A 15,666-nucleotide genomic window follows, 5' to 3' on the forward strand; every position below is an offset into this window, starting at 1 on the left:
CCGGCTCAGCGATATCGGATCCGCGGATCGATCCAGCCATAGAGGAGATCCACGAGCAGGTTGCTCAGGATGAACCCGACGGCGATGAGCAGGACCACCCCCTGCACCAGCGGGTAGTCCCGCGCGAAGACGGCGTCGACGACCAGGCGGCCCACCCCGGGCAGGGCGAAGACATACTCCGTGATCACCGCCCCGCCGATCAGCGTGCCGAGCTGAAGACCCAGCACGGTGACGACAGGGATCAAGGCATTCTTCAGGACGTGGCCGCGGATGACGCTCCACTCCGAGAGCCCCTTGGCTCGAGCCGTGCGGACGTAATCTTCCGAGAGGGCCTCCAGCATACTGGAGCGCAGAGTGCGCGTGATCACGGCCCCCAGGGCCAGCCCCAGCGTGACGGCGGGCAGCACCAGCGAGCGGAGGCCGAGCCACGGCTCCTCCAGCGGATCGGTGTAGCCGGAGATGGGCAGCCAGCGGAGCTTGACGCCGAAGAAGAAGATGAGGAGGAGGGCGAGCAGGAAGTTGGGCATGCAGATGCCGAAGAGCGCGAACGAGGTGCCGAAGCGATCGACGGAGGTATTGCGGCGGGCCGCGGAGAGGATGCCGATGGGCGTGGCGATGATCAGCGAGATGGCCATGGCCAGCCCGGCGAGCTGGAGGCTCGGGCGGATGCGCCGGCTGACATTCTCGATCACCGGCTCGCGATTGCGGATCGAGCGGCCGAGATCCCCTTGCAGGAGACGGCCCATCCAGGCCGCGTACTGGATGTAGAGCGGCCGGTCCATCCCGAGCTCTCTGCGCAGGTTCTCCTTGACGGTGGCGTCGATGGACTCCGCCATCATGACGTCGATGGGGTCGCCGGGCGTGAGATGGATCAGCGTGAACACGCCGGCGGTGACGAGCAGCAGCACGGGCACCGTCGCGAGGAGACGGCGCAGGATGAGGCGGCCCACGGGGTGGCGGAGTGGGCGCGCCTACTTCAGCCAGACCGTCCGGAAGCGCATCATGCCGTCGGGCACCGGCTCGTAGCCCTGCACCTTGAGGCTGAAGGCCTTGGGCTCGATGGGGTGGACGATGTACACCATGGGCAGCTCGTCCTGCAGGATTCGCGTCAGCTCGCTGTAGAGCTTCTTCCGCTCCTCCCGGCTCGAGGCCTCGCGCGTCTTGTCGAGGAGCGCGTCGATGTGCGGATTGGAGATGCCGGACCAGTTGAGCGACATGCCCGGCGTGGTCCGGAAGAACTGATAGATGTTGCCGTCGGGATCGGGCCGGCCCGACCATTGATAGCTGATCATGTCGAAGTTCTTGCTGTTGCCGTCCGAGAGCTGGGTGGCGGCATCGACGAGCTTGACCTTGACCTGCATGCCCGCCTCCGCGAGCTGAGCCTGGATCACCTCCACCTCCTGGATATTGATCGGGATATTGGCGGTGGTGATGGTGAACGGGAACCCCGTGGGCTTGCCGCCTTCGGCCAGCTTGGCCTTGGCCTTGGCCAGGTCGCGCTTGATGGGCGGGATGGTCTTGTCATAGGCCCAGCTCGTGGGCGGCACGGGGCCGTTGGCGGGGATGCCGACATTGAGCCACACGCCCTTGACGATCTGCTCGGTGTCAATGGCATAGGCCACGGCCTGGCGAAGCGCCTTGTTGTTGAAGGGCGGGCGCGTCTGGTTGAGCTGATAGGCGAAGGCGGCCAGCGAGGGGACATCCAGCACGGCCACGTTCTTGTCGGCCTTGACGGCGGCCACGTCGCGCGGCTGGACATAGTCGATGACGTCGATCTCGCCCGACTGCAGGCTCTGCAGCTTCACGGTGTCGTCCGGAATGGGACGATAGCGGATGCGATCCAGATACGGCCCGCCCTGCTTGTTCCAGTAGCTCTCGTTGCGCTTGATGATGAGGTGGTCGTCCTTGATCCACTCCACGAACTCGAAGGGCCCCGTGCCTGCGCCCTTGGCATTGCGCTCGAGCTCCGAGCCGCGCTCCTGGATGACCTTGGGCGAGATCATCATGCCCGCGCGATCGGTGAGGGTAGCCAGCAAGGCCGCGTCGGGGCGACGCAGGTTGATCTTGATCGTGTAGGCATCCATCACGTCGACGGTGTCGATGCTGGCCGTCTCCCCCTTGCGCACGGACTTGGGCTCGGTCTTCATCCGGTTGAAGTTGAACTTGGCGACCTCAGCATTGAAATCCGTGCCGTCGTGGAACTTCACCCCGCGGCGCAGCTTGAGGATCAGCGTCTTGGCATCGGGCTGCTGCCAGGACTCGGCCAGCCCCGGCTTGAGGCCGAGATTGGTATCGAGGGTGATCAGGGGCTCGTAGATATTGTGATAGATCTGCCGGTCGACCTTGCTCCCCGAGAGATGCGGGTCCATCGTGGACGCCTCGAGGTAGAAGCCGACGCGGAGAGTGCCGCCCTTCTTGGGGGCGGTCTGGGCCAAGGCCGGCACCGCCGACACCCCGGAGGCGAGCCCGGCCGAGGCCAGCGCGGATATGCGCAGGAAGTTGCGCCGGGATACTTCGCGAGGGTTTTCATCACGTGTGGTGCCCGGCATGCCGTGTCCTCCCCTGATTTTCATCTTGGGTCTCGAGGCCTACTGTGGCCGGGACGGCGGCGGCGGAGCCCCGTCGCGTGGTCGTCGAAGTATGAAAGAGGCGGCTGTACGCTGTCAAGCACCGAACAAGAAATCGCGCGGCGTGAGCTTGCCGCCACCCTCCCCAGGCTTTTCCGAACGCGCGGCGGCCGCGTGAAAGAGATCGCTGGCGATCTCGAAGCCCAGGCGCCGGTAGCTCTCCCACTGCGCCTCGTCGAAATACTGATCGGAGGTCGGCTCCTGGGGAAAGCTCGAATGCGCCCCGTGGTAGTGCGTGATGTCCGCGGGCTCGTCGCCCGTCAGGGTAGGCTTGACGTAGACGAGATGCGACACGCGCTCGGGCTCGTCCTCGTACACGATCCTCGCGAGGGCGGCGTGGGCCAGCGAGTGCCGCTCGAGATCGACCACGTCCAGCTCGAGGCCGCCCCCCGCCTCGCTCCGCGCGAGGGCCCCGGACCACTTCCCGCGCCGGAGCTGCGGGAGGGTACCGAAGAATTTCCGGAAGGCTGGATCCACGGTTGCGTCCAGCTCCGGCCCCGTGAGAAAGGTGATCTCGGCCCCGAAGTCCAGTCTCGCCTTGCGGACGAGATTGGCCAGGCCCTCGAACTTGTACTCGGGATCCGCCTCCGCATCGATCACGAGAATGCGGGGCAGGCGCCGGCGAATCAGCTCATAGCCGCCGAGGTTCTCGAAGTGCCCGCCGTCGGAGAGATACCAGCGTCTGGCCGCCGAGCCGGGGAAGCGCGCGAGGAGCTCGTCGAGGAGGCAGGTCTGCACGAGGAACACCCAGCGGGTCAGGGAGGCGGCGAGGCGCTGGCGAAGGCTCGGCGCCCACTGGGGACGGCGGCTGGGCTCGACATGAGAATCCCACCAGTAGCCCAGCCGCACATTGCTGAGCCCGCACAGCATGCTCAGCCCGAGGTTGGTGCGGGCTCCGATCCCCGTGGAGAACGCGGCGCCGGAGATGCCCACCCAGTAGCCGAGGGAGAGCTCCTCTCCGCCCGACCAGCGCCAGAACATCTGGAAGGGTGGCGAGCTCCCCGCCGAGTTGGAGGCCGCGGGAAAGATCCGTGCATTCTTTCGATCCTCTCGGCGATGGCTGGCGAAGACGGCATGGTGCTGGATGCCCGCGCTGAACGACCGTGGTCCGATGGCGAGCCCTATGCCTTTGCGATCCCGCTGCTCGATCTGCGATTTGCCGTCGACCGTCTCGTTGATGGTGACGTTGATCAGGTGGAGCGGTGGCACCTTGTCGGCGCCCCAGCCCCCGTGGCCCGGATAGTAGTTGGCCAGATCGGTATTGTCGCCGGGCAGGACGCGCGTGATCTTCTGGTTGGTGGGATCGACGCGAAGCGGGTTCGAGGCGCCCAGGTAGGCCCGCGTGAGCCGGGCGCTGTACAGCGAGAGCTGCGACGAGCCATTGAGAAAGGGCCAGCACCATCCGAAGAGAAGAGAGAAGAGCGCGGTGGCGAGCCAGATCAGCCCAGGACCGTGCAGGTCGCTCACGGTCTGGTGCTGACTCACCTGGCTCGCGGGCAAGCCCTCCCACCAGTACCAGGGCGCCGCGCCCGGGACCTTGAAGCTCCACACGATGGCGTGAGACACGGCGTCGGTCAGCACGAGGAGGAGCGCGGCGATCAGCAGGGCGAGGGTGGTGGCCACGAAGGAGACGGGGAGGCTCGGACGCTTGCCGCCTACCCGCCCGCTGAAGATGACGGCGATCTTGCGCGCGAAGCCGGCCAGGGCCGCCAGGACGGAGAGGAGGGTTCCTGTCCACACGGGAAGATTCGGCCGCTGCTGGGTCACGACGTCCAGATAGGCCGTCTGGCTGACGGTGTCGATGAGGGCGAAGGCCAGGGCCACCGCCGACATCACCAGGGCGACCTTGAGCCAGGCGGAGAGGGTATGCCGCGATTCATCGTCCTTGAAGATCATGGCGGCTCGCTGGGGATCGCTCTCCGCCTTGAAGGCTTCGCGCGCCTCGAGCGTGCGCGCGCGCCGGACGGCACTGCCGTACGCCGCCGCCCACACGATGGCCGTCAGGACTTCGATGCCGAGGAGAGTCCAGGCCATGCCTCTCCACACCGGCCGCGCCGCTCCCGCGGCCAGCATGAGGGTCAAGACCACGGAGACCACGAGACCGGTGACGGGGCGCTCGTAGAATCGGCCGCGCGCTCCCACGCGGCCGATCATCCAGTACGCCCATCCGAGGGGAAGGGCGCCCACCACGAAGGGCACGAGCCACAGGGAGATATAGGGGCTCCACCAGACGAGGGCCCGTCCGGGCAGATACCATTCGAGGGCGGCCGCATATGCGGCCGACCAGTCCGGGTGCGAAACGGCCACGAGTCCCCGGAGCATCTGGCCGGTGAGAAAGAGCATGACGAAGAAGCTCAGCAGCACGACCTGAATGGCGACCCAGTTGCGAAGCAGGCCCGCACCGGCCTGCAGAAGGTCGCCGGCGCCATTGGGCGACATGTAGCGCCCGTTCTCGCGCAGCCATCTCACGACGTCGGGCATGGCCGGCGGGCCCGCCGATCCTGGCGCACCGGACAAGAGATGCTCGACCTCGCGCGCGCTGTGGATCTCGGGCCGGGAGAAGAGCCGGCCGAGACATGCGCCGAAGTAACCGCCCCCCGAGACGGTGGAGAGGTAGTCGATCCGAGCCACCAGCCCGAACCGGGCGAGGGCCTGGAAGACGCCAAGAGAGAAGGTGGCGCTCCGGATGCCTCCCCCGGACAGCGCGACGCCCAGCATATCGTGGGGAGGCCGCTCGGCATCGGCGAGGGAGGCCCCGCGGCGCGCCGCGAGAAGCTCGCGCTCGTGCCCCCACAGCTCGCGCGGATACGCGCCTTCGTATTCCGAAGAAATCGCCATGGTGCGCTCCTCTGTGCCGAGGGAGCTGCCGAATGGCAAGACGGGCGTCGCTACGGCGACTCTAGGAGGGTCGCGAATACGTGTCAAGACGGAGGGTGGATCGAGAAGGCGCCGCTCAAGTACTGGACGGCCGCCGCGGCATGAGACGGCCCGCCCGTTCGTCGAGCTCGCGCGCCCCGTCGGCCAGAGCGCTCGCGGACGGCAGGACACCGCCCCCTCCCGTAATCTCGTAGAGGCGCTCCTGCGAGCGGAGCTCCGGCCCCCCGTCGGCCTGGATACGCATCGAGCTTCCGTCGGGCAGGATGCGCCGCGCCTTGACGGTGTCGGCCAGCTGGATCTCGAGGACGGTGCGGACCTGGGCCTGGAGAGTGGAGTCGAGGACGGGGAAGGCGATCTCCACGCGCCGGTCGAGATTGCGGGGCATCCAGTCCGCGGAGGCGAGCAGGTATTCGCCCTGGCCCGCATCGCCGAAGTAGAAGATGCGCGCATGCTCGAGGAAGCGATCGACGATCGAGATGACGCGGATGTTGTCGGAGAGCCCGGGCACTTCGGGACGCAGCGCGCACATGCCCCGCACGATCAGGTCGATCTTCACGCCGGCCTGGCTGGCTTCGTACAGCTCCTCGATCAGTCGGCGGTCCAGGAGCGCATTCATCTTGGCGATGATCCGCGCCGGCCGCCCCCTTCGGGCGTGCTCCGTCTCGCGGCGGATCCGCTCGATGAGGCCCTCGCGGAGGTCGCGCGGGGCGAGGAGGAGGTGATGGAACTTGTGGGGGTGCGTGTAGCCGGTGAGGAGGTTGAAGAGCTCGGTCAGGTCCTCGCCGAATGACTCGCGGCTCGTGAAGAGGCCGAGGTCCTCGTAGATGGTGGCCGTCCGCACATTGTAGTTGCCGGTGGCGAGGTGGCAATAGCGTCGGATACCGTCGGCCTCCTGGCGCACGACCAGGCAGGCCTTGCCGTGCGTCTTGAAGCCCGCGAGGCCGTAGACGACATGCGCCCCCACCTCTTCCAGGGCCCGGGCCCAGCGGATATTCGCCTCCTCGTCGAAGCGCGCCTGCAGCTCTACGAGCACGGCCACTTCCTTGCCGTTCTCGACGGCGGTCTGCAGGGCGTGCGCGATGGGCGAGGCCGGGCTCACACGGTAGAGGGTCATCTTGATAGCGAGGACCTTGGGGTCCGTGGCCGCCTCCACCACGAAGCGCGTGACGGCGTCGAAGCTGTGGTAGGGGTGATGCACGAGCACGTCCCGCGCGCGAAGGGCGCTCCAGATGTCGGCGGTCTCGAAGGCGCGCACCGGATGGGGCGGGAGCGGTCTCTCCTTGAGGCGCGGGACATCGAGGGCCGTGTAGAGCTGGAAGAGATCGGAGAAAGCCGCGAAGCCTTCGCCCTCGAACAGGTCCTCGGGGGAGAGCTCCAGCTCGTCGAGCAGGGTGGCCAGGATGTCGGGGGGCAGGTCCCCGTCGTGCTGCAGCCGCACGGCCGTCCCCAGGCGCCGCTCGCGAAGGCTCTCCTCGATGCTCACGAGCAGGTCCTCGCGCGCGCCCCGCGGCTGCAGGTACGCGTCCCGGGTGACCCGAATGGCATGGCTGGACACGATCTCGTAGCCGTTGTAGATGGTGGGCAGGTGAAGCCGGATCACGTCCTCGAGGAGCATGAACGAATGCTTGCCGGGTGAATCGGGCAGAGGGACGAAGCGCGGCAGCACCTGGCTCGGGATGTGGATGACGGACAGCGTGCTGTGCGGCAAAATCGAGGGCGCGGCAGGCCGGATGGAGGCCACCAGGCAGAGCGAGCGGTTACCGAGATACGGGAAGGGGTGGCCGGGATCGACGGCGAGGGGCGTGACGACGGGCAAGAGCATGCGGCGGAAATAGTCCTCGAGGAAGCGCTGCTGCTCCTCGCTGGCCTCCTTGGGCCGGAGCAAGAATATCCCTTCGGCGGCGAGGAGCGGCTGGATCTCCTCCAGGAAGCATCGGTGCTGCTCGTCCACCAGCTCGTGGACGCGGGCGGCCACCTCGGCCAAGGTCTCCGTGGACGACATGCCATCGGGCCCGGCCGTCTGGTCGCCCGCGGCGATGCGGCGCTTGAGGGCGGCCACCCGGATCATGAAGAACTCGTCCAGGTTCGAGCTGAAGATGGCGAGGAACTTCACGCGCTCGAGCAGGGGCACGCTCGGGTCCTGCGCCTCCTCGAGCACGCGCCGGTTGAATTCGAGCCACGAGAGCTCCCGATTGACGAAGGCGTCGGAGTTCATATCAGCCTCGACCGTTGAACGTTTCGCGCAGGAGAATGCCGTCCCGGACGCCCCGCGTGCAGACCATGAGCCGCAGATAGCCGCCGAACACCATGACCTCTTCGATGACGATGGCCCCGGCCAGGATGATGTCGGCCCGCTCGGCCTTGAGCCCGCGAATCGACTGGCGCTTCCGCCGGGAGAGGGCTTCCAGCCGTTCGCGGATGGCCGTGATGTCGGACTGCTGGAGGGTGAGCCCGTGGCGGTGCTTGCGCTCGCCGCGATGGGCGCGCAGGTGCATGCTCGCGAGCGAGCGCACGGTGCCCCCCATCCCGACCATGACCTCGCCCCGCCCTGCCGCCGGGAGCGTCCCCGCGAGCCGCTTGCGGACCTCCTGACGAAAGGCCTGGAGCTCGCGCGACCGCGGCCGATTGGCGCGCAGGAACGTGCTCGTCGTCCTCACGGCGCCCAGGGGCAGGCTGGCCATTGACACCACCTTGCGATCCCGTACCCGGCTCAGCTGCAGGCTGGCCCCGCCCAGGTCGGCCACCACCCCATCCTTGAAGGACAGGCTGTCCAGCGCGGCATCCACGCCGAGCTTCGCCTCGTCCCTCGCGCTCAGGACCTGCACGTCTATTCCCTCCTTGCGACGGAGCGGTCCGAGAAGCTGCTCCGGGTTGCGCGCGCCCCTCACGGCCGAGGTCGCCACCGCCACCACGCGCGGACCCCAGGCGTTCGGAGAGTAGCGGGAGAAGAACCGGTGCACGGCCTTGAGCGTCTCCTCGATCGCCTCGCGGGGCAGGGTGCCGGGAGCTCCGCCGCCGAGCCGCGTGGGCACTCGTTCCTCCACGAGCACGCGGTAGCCGGCGCCCGGGGTGATACGGGCGAGCAGGAAGCGAACGGCCGTCGAGCCCAGATCGACGATGGCGACCACTTCCGGCTTTGTGCGGGAATCCTCGTGCCGGCGACCCATCAGGTCAAGTTACGAAAGTGTTACGGAGCAGACTCGCCTCCTTTAATCCCGCCAGAGCCCGGCCCCGCCCGCCATCCCGGCCGTATTGGGCACGATGGTGACGTCGGGATCTGGCTTGAAATCGATCTTTTTGGCATTGCCGCCGCCGATATAGAGGTGGTCGAAGTTGACCAAGGCCCGGATCTGGGCAATGGCCCGCTTCACCCGCTTGTTCCATTTCCGCTTGCCCACCCGCCTGCGCGCTACATTGCCGACATGCTCGTCATATGTCTCGCCCTTCCGGCAGGGGTGGCGCCCCAGCTCGATGTGGGGCGCGAGCCGACCATCGACATAGATCCCGGTGCCGAAGCCGGTGCCGAGCGTGATGATCATCTCGAGACCCTTGCCGGCAATGACCGCGAGCCCCTGCATGTCCGCGTCGTTGGCCACGCGGACCGGCTTGCCGAGCGCCTCGGTCAGGGCCGCCCCCAGGTCGAAGCCCGCCCAGCGCTCGTTGCCGAGATTGGGCGCGGTCAGGATGTGACCGTTCTTGAGGCCGCCCGGGAATCCCACGGAGACGCGGTCGTATGACCCCAGAGGCGCGACGAGCTTGGCGAGCGTCTTGACGAAGGCTCGCGGCGAGCTACCCACCGGAGTGTCCACGCGGACAGGCTTGGTGAGGAAGTGGCCGCCATCATCGACCACCACCGCCTTGAGATGCGTGCCGCCGACGTCGATGGCCAGCGTGCGGAAGCGCCGGATGCTGCGGATTGCGGATGCGTGAGCCTCGACCATGGTGCCTCTTCAGGGGACTATCCCCGGGCAAGGACCTGCATGGTACCACGCCGGCGCCGGACCTGTCGGGGAGGCTAGGTAGCTCGGAGGGGGGCTCTGCCCCCCTTCCGAAACCTCCCCCCGACGCCGTGCGAGCCGCAGGACGTCGCGGGGCTGGGGCCCTGCCGTCCGAGGCGAGCAATCTGAGAATGGCGCCGGCGAAGCCGGCGCTCGAAGCGGAACACTCTTGCTCGCGAGGGCAGGGAAATTACTTGGACAGACTCCTAGCCGGCGGCGAGGGCTCTGAGAACCCGGGGCTTGAGGAACCACATCAGCCGTGCGTCGCCCGAGGGCCCCTCGGGCAAATCGACGAGGGCCGCCCCACCTTTCTTGAACGGAAATTGCCCGCCGTCGCGAGCGCCCAGGAGACGAGCGAGAAGCTCCCCCAGCACCGGCTCGTGGCCCACGATGGCGACCATGGCCTCGCGCGGCTGCTTGCCGAGGGCGGCGAGAATCGCGTCGACGCCGCCGTGCGCGAGGGCTGGCTCGAGGCGGGGCTCGACGCGCTTGAAGGCGCGCGCAGCGATGTCGGCGGTGACGCGCGCGCGGGGAAGCGGGCTCGTGAGCAGCACGTCGGGCCGGTCGGCAATGCGGGCCAACCCTTGGGCAGCCACGCGGAACTTGGCCTTGCCCTTGGGCGTGAGAGGGCGATCGTCATCGGGAATGCCCGGCGTCCCGCTGGGCACGGCCGCAGCATGCCGAATGATCAAGAGCCTCATGGCGCGAGGCCACCATCTCACGAGCGGCATGTGCCGGCAATCCGGCCGGAAGTGTCGATGGTACAGCGCATAGATCTGGGGGGTACCCGGAGGCAGGTTGCCGTCGGGAGCGAATCCGACGAGCCGTAGCGCGCCCCGAAGCGCAGGGCGCCTCCGCCGCGCGAGTCGTCCCCGCCGCTGGCGGGGCGGCGAGCGACCCCCGTCTCGGGGGATGGGGGGCAGGCGGAGGCGCCCGAGCGAGGCGGCGCGCGAGGCGAGGAGGTTGAGCGGACGACGGCAACCCGCCGCCGGGCACCTCCCAGCTCCGCCCGCCCATCTACCGAGGGGAGATCAGGAGCGGGCGGGCGCTGCGTGGACTGCGTCCAATGTTTCGCGGACGACGCGGGCGAGGTCGCCGGGGTGGAAGGGCTTCTGGAGGAATGCCCCGGGAGGATCGACCATGCCGTGGGCCACCACCATCTGGTCCGCATAGCCCGAGACGTAGAGCAGGCTCACCCGCGGACAGGACTTGATCACCTCGGCCGCGAGCGCGGTTCCGCCCATGGCCGGCATCACCATGTCGGTGATGAGCAGCTGTATGTCCCGGGCATGTCGCTCGGCGATGAGGAGCGCTTCCAGCGGATCGCCCGTCTCGAGCACGGTATAGCCGCACTTCTTCAGGACGTCGGCGGCCAGGCGCCGCACCTCCTCCTCGTCCTCGACGACGAGCACGGTCTCGCTTCCTCTGGCCAGGGGAGCGACGGTGTCTCGGACCTCGTCCGCGGCCGCCTTCTCCTCGATGCAGGGCAGATAGATCGTGAACGTCGTGCCCCGCCCCACCGTGCTGTCGACTCCGATATGCCCTCCGGACTGATGGACGATGCCGTGCACGGTGGACAGGCCCAGCCCGGTGCCCTTGCCGACTTCCTTGGTCGTGAAGAACGGCTCGAAGATCCGACGCAGGGTCGCCTGGTCCACCCCGCAGCCCGAGTCCTGCACGGTCAGGGTCGAGTACTCCCCGGCAGGGATATGTCCCTGATCGTGCCGGACCACGTCCGGTACCCGCAGCCGCTCGACCGCGATGCGCACCATCCCGCCTTCCGGCATGGCGTCGCGAGAATTGACGACGAGATTCACGATCACCTGGTCGAGCTGGCCGGGATCGGCCATGACGCGGCCCGGCTCGACCCCCGGCGTGATGATCAGCTCGATGTGCTCACCGATCAGGCGCCGGAGGATGGGGGCGACGTTCTGCACGAGCGCGTTGAGGTCGACGGGCCGAGGCTGCAGCACCTGCTTGCGGCTGAAGGCGAGGAGCTGGCGGGTCAGGGCGGCGGCGCGCTCGGCCGTGCGCGTGATGAGCTCGAGGTCGTGGCGCGTCTCCCGGTCCAGGGTCGTCAGCTCGAGAGCCAGGCTGCTGCGCCCCGTGATCACGGTGAGGAGGTTGTTGAAGTCGTGGGCGATGCCGCCCGCGAGCTGGCCGATCGCCTCCATCTTCTGGGATTGCAGGAGCTGCTGCTCCAGAGCCTTTCGCTGGGTGACATCGGCGATCAGGCCCAAGCTGCCGACATGTCGCCCGTGCGCATCGAGCAACGGGGCGACCGACAGCACCACGTCGACGAGGGAGCCGTCCTTGCGCTGCCGTTGGGTCTCGAGGCCGGTCACCGATCGTCCCAGGCGGTACTGGTCGAAGAGATCCTTGAGCTCATCCGAACGGTCGTCGGGGATGGTGGGGAGCGGCTTGTCGATGATCTCCTCCTCCGTCCACCCGAAGAGGGTGGTGGCCGCGCGATTCCAGTTCTTGACGAGCCCGTCGGAGTCGAGGGCGATGATGGCGAGCGGGGAGGCGTCGATGAGCACCCGGAGGCGGTCGCTCGTCTCCCGGAGCGCTTCCTGCGTGCGTCGCTGCTCGTCGAACAGGCGGGCGTTCTCCAGGGCGATGGCCGCCTGGTCCGCGAAGGTCTGGAGCAGCGTCACCTCTTCCTCGAAGAATTGTCGATCGATTCGGTCCCCGATGCAGAGCGCGCCGATGATCGCTCCCTTCGCCCACAGGGGGACGGCGAGAACGGATCGCGCCTGGGCCACCTCCAGCCGATCCTGGAAATCTCCCGATCGCGCGATCGTCGGATCCGTCTGGATGTCCCGGGTGGAGAGGGGTCGGCCCTCTCTGGCCACGCGACCCATCAGTCCCATGCCGGGCGGCAGCACATGACCGGGTTTGAACGCGCCACGCGCGCCGCCGCTGGCCGCGATGGCGCGCAAGGAGCCGTCCGGCTCCAGCACGCGGAGCACGGCGATCTGCGCATCGAAGAGCGGCAGCACGCTTTCCACGGTCTGCTCCCCCACCGCGCTCATCTCCAGGGTCTCGGTGAGGTTCCGCGCCACCCGGGCCAGCTCGGCGGCCACCCGGCGCGCCCGCTCCGTTTGCGCGTGCACCCGGGCATTGTGAAAGGCCAGCCCGGCATGATCGGCGAAGACCTGGACCAGTCGGATATCCTCGGCGCTGAAGGTGCGGCCGGGCCGGTCGGAGACGCCGATGGCCCCGATGATCTGGCCGTGCACCAGCAGAGGCACGGCCAGGACGGCACGGTAGCGTGCTTGCTCGATCCGGCGCCGCCCCTCCGGGCTGAGGGTGATGGCCGGGTCATTGAGGATGTCGGCAGAGGCCACGGGCTCGCGCCGCGCCACGGCGAGGCCGACCGCCCCGGCGCCGCGGGCCCACACCAACCCGTCTTGAAAGCCCGTGCCGATGTCGCCCGCCACTGCCACGCCAATCAGCTCCTGGGTCTGCTCGTCGAGTCGATACAGCGCCGTCGCGTAAGCATGAAGCAGACCCTTCAAGGACTCCACGATTCGCTGCTCGACTTCACCGGGATCCAGGGACTGGGAGAGCAGCTGGGTCGTCCCGGCCAGGCTCTCCGCGAACTGGCGCCGCCGCTCCGTCTCCTCCAGAAGATGGCGATTCCGCTCTTCCACCAGGAGTCGCTCGGCGGCGGCGGTCTCGAGCGCGCGGCCCACCTCGTCGACCTCGTGCAGGGACGAGAGGCGCGTCTCGGGCACCTGACCCTGGAGCAGCTCGCCGGCCGATCGGGCCAGGGAGCGAATGGGCCCGGCGATACGCTGGGCGCCCCACATGGCGGCGAGGATGGCCAGGAGCATGGAGCCGGCGCCCACGATCAGGAGCAGCCAGAGGGACGAGCGCAGGGGAGCGTCGGCGGTCGTCTGAGGCACGCCGAGAACAATGGTCCAGCCCGTGCGAGGAGAGCGGCTGATGGCCGCGTAGAGCACTTGACCGTTGGCGGAGGCCTTGAAAGCTCCTTCGTTCGTCTCAGCCATCTTCGCCGTGAGTTGCGGAGTGCCGCGCTGGCCAATGAATTGCTCGGCCTCGCGAGTCCGGGCAATGATCACCTTGTTGCGGTCGAGCAGCGTCCCGATGGCGTCGGGGCTTACCTTCTGCTGGACGAGCACATCCGTGAGAGCCGTGGGAGACAAGACCGCGGCCAGGACGTAGACGGGGGTGCCGTCGCGCACCACGGGTACCGCGGCCAGAATGATCGGCCTCTGCAGGACTCGGCCCGTGAAAAGATCGGACACGATCGGGGTGGCGGTGGCGAAGACGAGGCGGACGAGCTCAGGATTGCCCGCGAGGGGGAGTGGCCTTCCGGGCGGAGTCCACGTGTTGACGAGCTGGTGAGCGTCCGGAGCGAAAAGCACGATGTTCTGCCATGAAGGCTGCGTGGCGATGGCCACTCGGGCGGCTCGGTCGAACTCTCGGATGTTGCCCTTCTGGAGATGCTCGGAGGTGGCGAGGGAGCGGAGCACGGAGAGCGAGGCCAAGACCTGCTGATCGACCGCGACCGACAACGCGCGAGCAGTCTCGACCAGGCCTTGGTCGGTCGCCTGTCGCGTATGTCTGTTGAACAGGACGAGCATCACGCCCGAGAAGGCGAGGATGGGGATCAGGATCCCGAGAAAGAGCAGGACAAGGTGCGATCGGATCCTCACAGGTCGGTTATCGGCATCAAAGGGCCACGATCGTAGCCATCTGAAGGCGCCGGAGAGCCCCCTCTCTACAACGAGATCACCGTGGACAGCTTCGGACCGCACGGGAATTGCTGGGCAGTGGTGCACGAGCCCGTGGGCACATTGCCCCGGCGCTGCGCCAGCCCGTCTCTCGACCACGCGGTCGACGCCACCCTGGCCCTGCTGGAGCCGTGGCGAGGGGATTGTCCCGTCACGGAGGTGTCAGGTGTCAGCACCACGACGCCGACATCTCGACACATTCCAGATCCCGGCTCGCCGTGTTGAGGCGCTTCAGGACCTCTCGAGGCTGGATTCTCCGGCCGGGACCGCTTCTGATCGCTCCGGAAGCCGTTATGACGCAATGGCACTCGACGTGCAACGCAAAGAAGACCTCAGGTCCTCATCCATCGACTCGACCACAGGCTGCGCACAACCGCCAAGGAGGGTTGCTCAACATGATCTACCGCCGGAACATGAGCCACACGAAGCTGGATGACCAGAGAGGCTTCACGCTCATCGAGCTGATGATCGTGGTGGCCATCATCGGTATTCTGGCAGCCATCGCCATTCCGCTGTACGCCAACGTCCAGACCCGCGCCCGCGTGGCCAAGGCCCAGGCCGATACCCGGACCCTGGCCTCCTCGGTCAGCATCTTCGCGGCCCACATAGGCGCACTGCCAGCCGCGCTGACGGACCTGACCCAGCAGACCACGAACGGCCTGGGCCAGCTGGCCGGCCCGTTCATGGCCAGGGTCCCGACGCCACCGCCGGGGGGCTCGCCGGTGTGGACCGGCGCCTACACGTACACGTCGAGTAGCACCGGCACGTTCACCATCACCGCCAGCGGCGACAACACCACCATCACCGTTCCGTAAGCCGTCTGGAGTCTTCGGGATCCAGGGACGCCGGCCGCTTGAGGGTCGGCGTTCCTGCTTTTTTCCGAGGCCCGGCTCCGACGTCATGGCATACTCTTCACCCGACCAGCGGGCGTACTCAGACGCCCAGGAGGATCGCTCGGCATGATCTACCGCCGGAACATGAGCCACGCGAAGCTGGATGATCAGAAAGGCTTCACGCTCATCGAGCTGATGATCGTGGTCGCCATCATCGGGATTCTGGCCGCCATCGCCATTCCGCTGTACGCCAACGTCCAGACCCGCGCCCGCGTGGCCAAGGCGCAGGCCGATACCCGGACCCTGGCCTCCTCGGTCAGCATCTTTGCGGCCCACGTAGGCGCACTGCCAGCCGCGCTGACGGACCTGACCCAGCAGACCACGAACGGCCTTGGCCAGGTTGCTGGCCCGTTCATGGCCAACGTCCCGACGCCGCCGCCGGGGGGCGCGCCGGCGTGGACCGGCGCCTACACGTACACGTCGAGCAGCACCGGCACGTTTTCCATCACCGCCAGCGGTGACGGCACCACCATCACCGTCCCGTAAGCCGTCTGGAGTCTTCGGGATC

The 15,666-nt window shown here is 67.8% G+C and carries 10 protein-coding genes; 2 read left to right on the forward strand and 8 right to left on the reverse strand.

Features of this window, described 5'->3' with window-relative positions; translation table 11 throughout:
- Window positions 1–5 precede the first annotated feature (5 nt).
- From nikB to VGT00_08820, 8 genes are all read right to left on the reverse strand, one after another.
- Entirely contained in the window at window positions 6–950 is a 945-nt protein-coding gene (nikB, locus tag VGT00_08785; protein HEV8531497.1) for a nickel ABC transporter permease, read from the reverse strand.
- A 21-nt stretch (window positions 951–971) separates the two neighbouring features.
- On the reverse strand, window positions 972–2,549 hold the full coding sequence (locus VGT00_08790; GenBank protein HEV8531498.1) for an ABC transporter substrate-binding protein: 1,578 nt from the start codon (window positions 2,547–2,549) through the stop codon (window positions 972–974).
- Between the two features lie 114 nt (window positions 2,550–2,663).
- Window positions 2,664–5,465, reverse strand: coding sequence for a hypothetical protein (locus VGT00_08795; GenBank protein HEV8531499.1), 2,802 nt, complete (start codon window positions 5,463–5,465; stop codon window positions 2,664–2,666).
- A 115-nt stretch (window positions 5,466–5,580) separates the two neighbouring features.
- A complete protein-coding gene (gene ppk1, locus VGT00_08800; GenBank protein ID HEV8531500.1) occupies window positions 5,581–7,719 on the reverse strand; it encodes a polyphosphate kinase 1 in 2,139 nt (712 codons plus the stop codon).
- 1 nt (window position 7,720) lies between these two features.
- Window positions 7,721–8,671: a hypothetical protein gene (locus VGT00_08805; GenBank protein ID HEV8531501.1), complete on the reverse strand. Its 951-nt coding sequence runs from the start codon at window positions 8,669–8,671 to the stop codon at window positions 7,721–7,723.
- A 42-nt stretch (window positions 8,672–8,713) separates the two neighbouring features.
- Complete coding sequence (locus tag VGT00_08810) at window positions 8,714–9,445, reverse strand: ROK family protein (GenBank protein ID HEV8531502.1); 732 nt, start codon at window positions 9,443–9,445, stop codon at window positions 8,714–8,716.
- 263 nt (window positions 9,446–9,708) lie between these two features.
- Window positions 9,709–10,233: a histidine phosphatase family protein gene (locus VGT00_08815; GenBank protein ID HEV8531503.1), complete on the reverse strand. Its 525-nt coding sequence runs from the start codon at window positions 10,231–10,233 to the stop codon at window positions 9,709–9,711.
- 300 nt (window positions 10,234–10,533) lie between these two features.
- Window positions 10,534–14,187, reverse strand: a complete 3,654-nt coding sequence (locus tag VGT00_08820) for a GAF domain-containing protein (protein HEV8531504.1) — start codon at window positions 14,185–14,187, stop codon at window positions 10,534–10,536.
- A 473-nt stretch (window positions 14,188–14,660) separates the two neighbouring features.
- On the opposite strand from VGT00_08820, the gene VGT00_08825 reads away from it, so the two are divergent.
- Window positions 14,661–15,080 (forward strand): prepilin-type N-terminal cleavage/methylation domain-containing protein, encoded by a 420-nt coding sequence (locus VGT00_08825; protein ID HEV8531505.1) that lies wholly within the window; start codon window positions 14,661–14,663, stop codon window positions 15,078–15,080.
- A gap of 177 nt (window positions 15,081–15,257) precedes the next feature.
- Window positions 15,258–15,644 (forward strand): prepilin-type N-terminal cleavage/methylation domain-containing protein, encoded by a 387-nt coding sequence (locus VGT00_08830; protein ID HEV8531506.1) that lies wholly within the window; start codon window positions 15,258–15,260, stop codon window positions 15,642–15,644.
- The last annotated feature ends 22 nt before the right edge of the window (window positions 15,645–15,666 follow it).

It is taken from the genome of Candidatus Methylomirabilota bacterium (assembly GCA_036002485.1).
Lineage (GTDB): Bacteria > Methylomirabilota > Methylomirabilia > Rokubacteriales > CSP1-6 > AR37.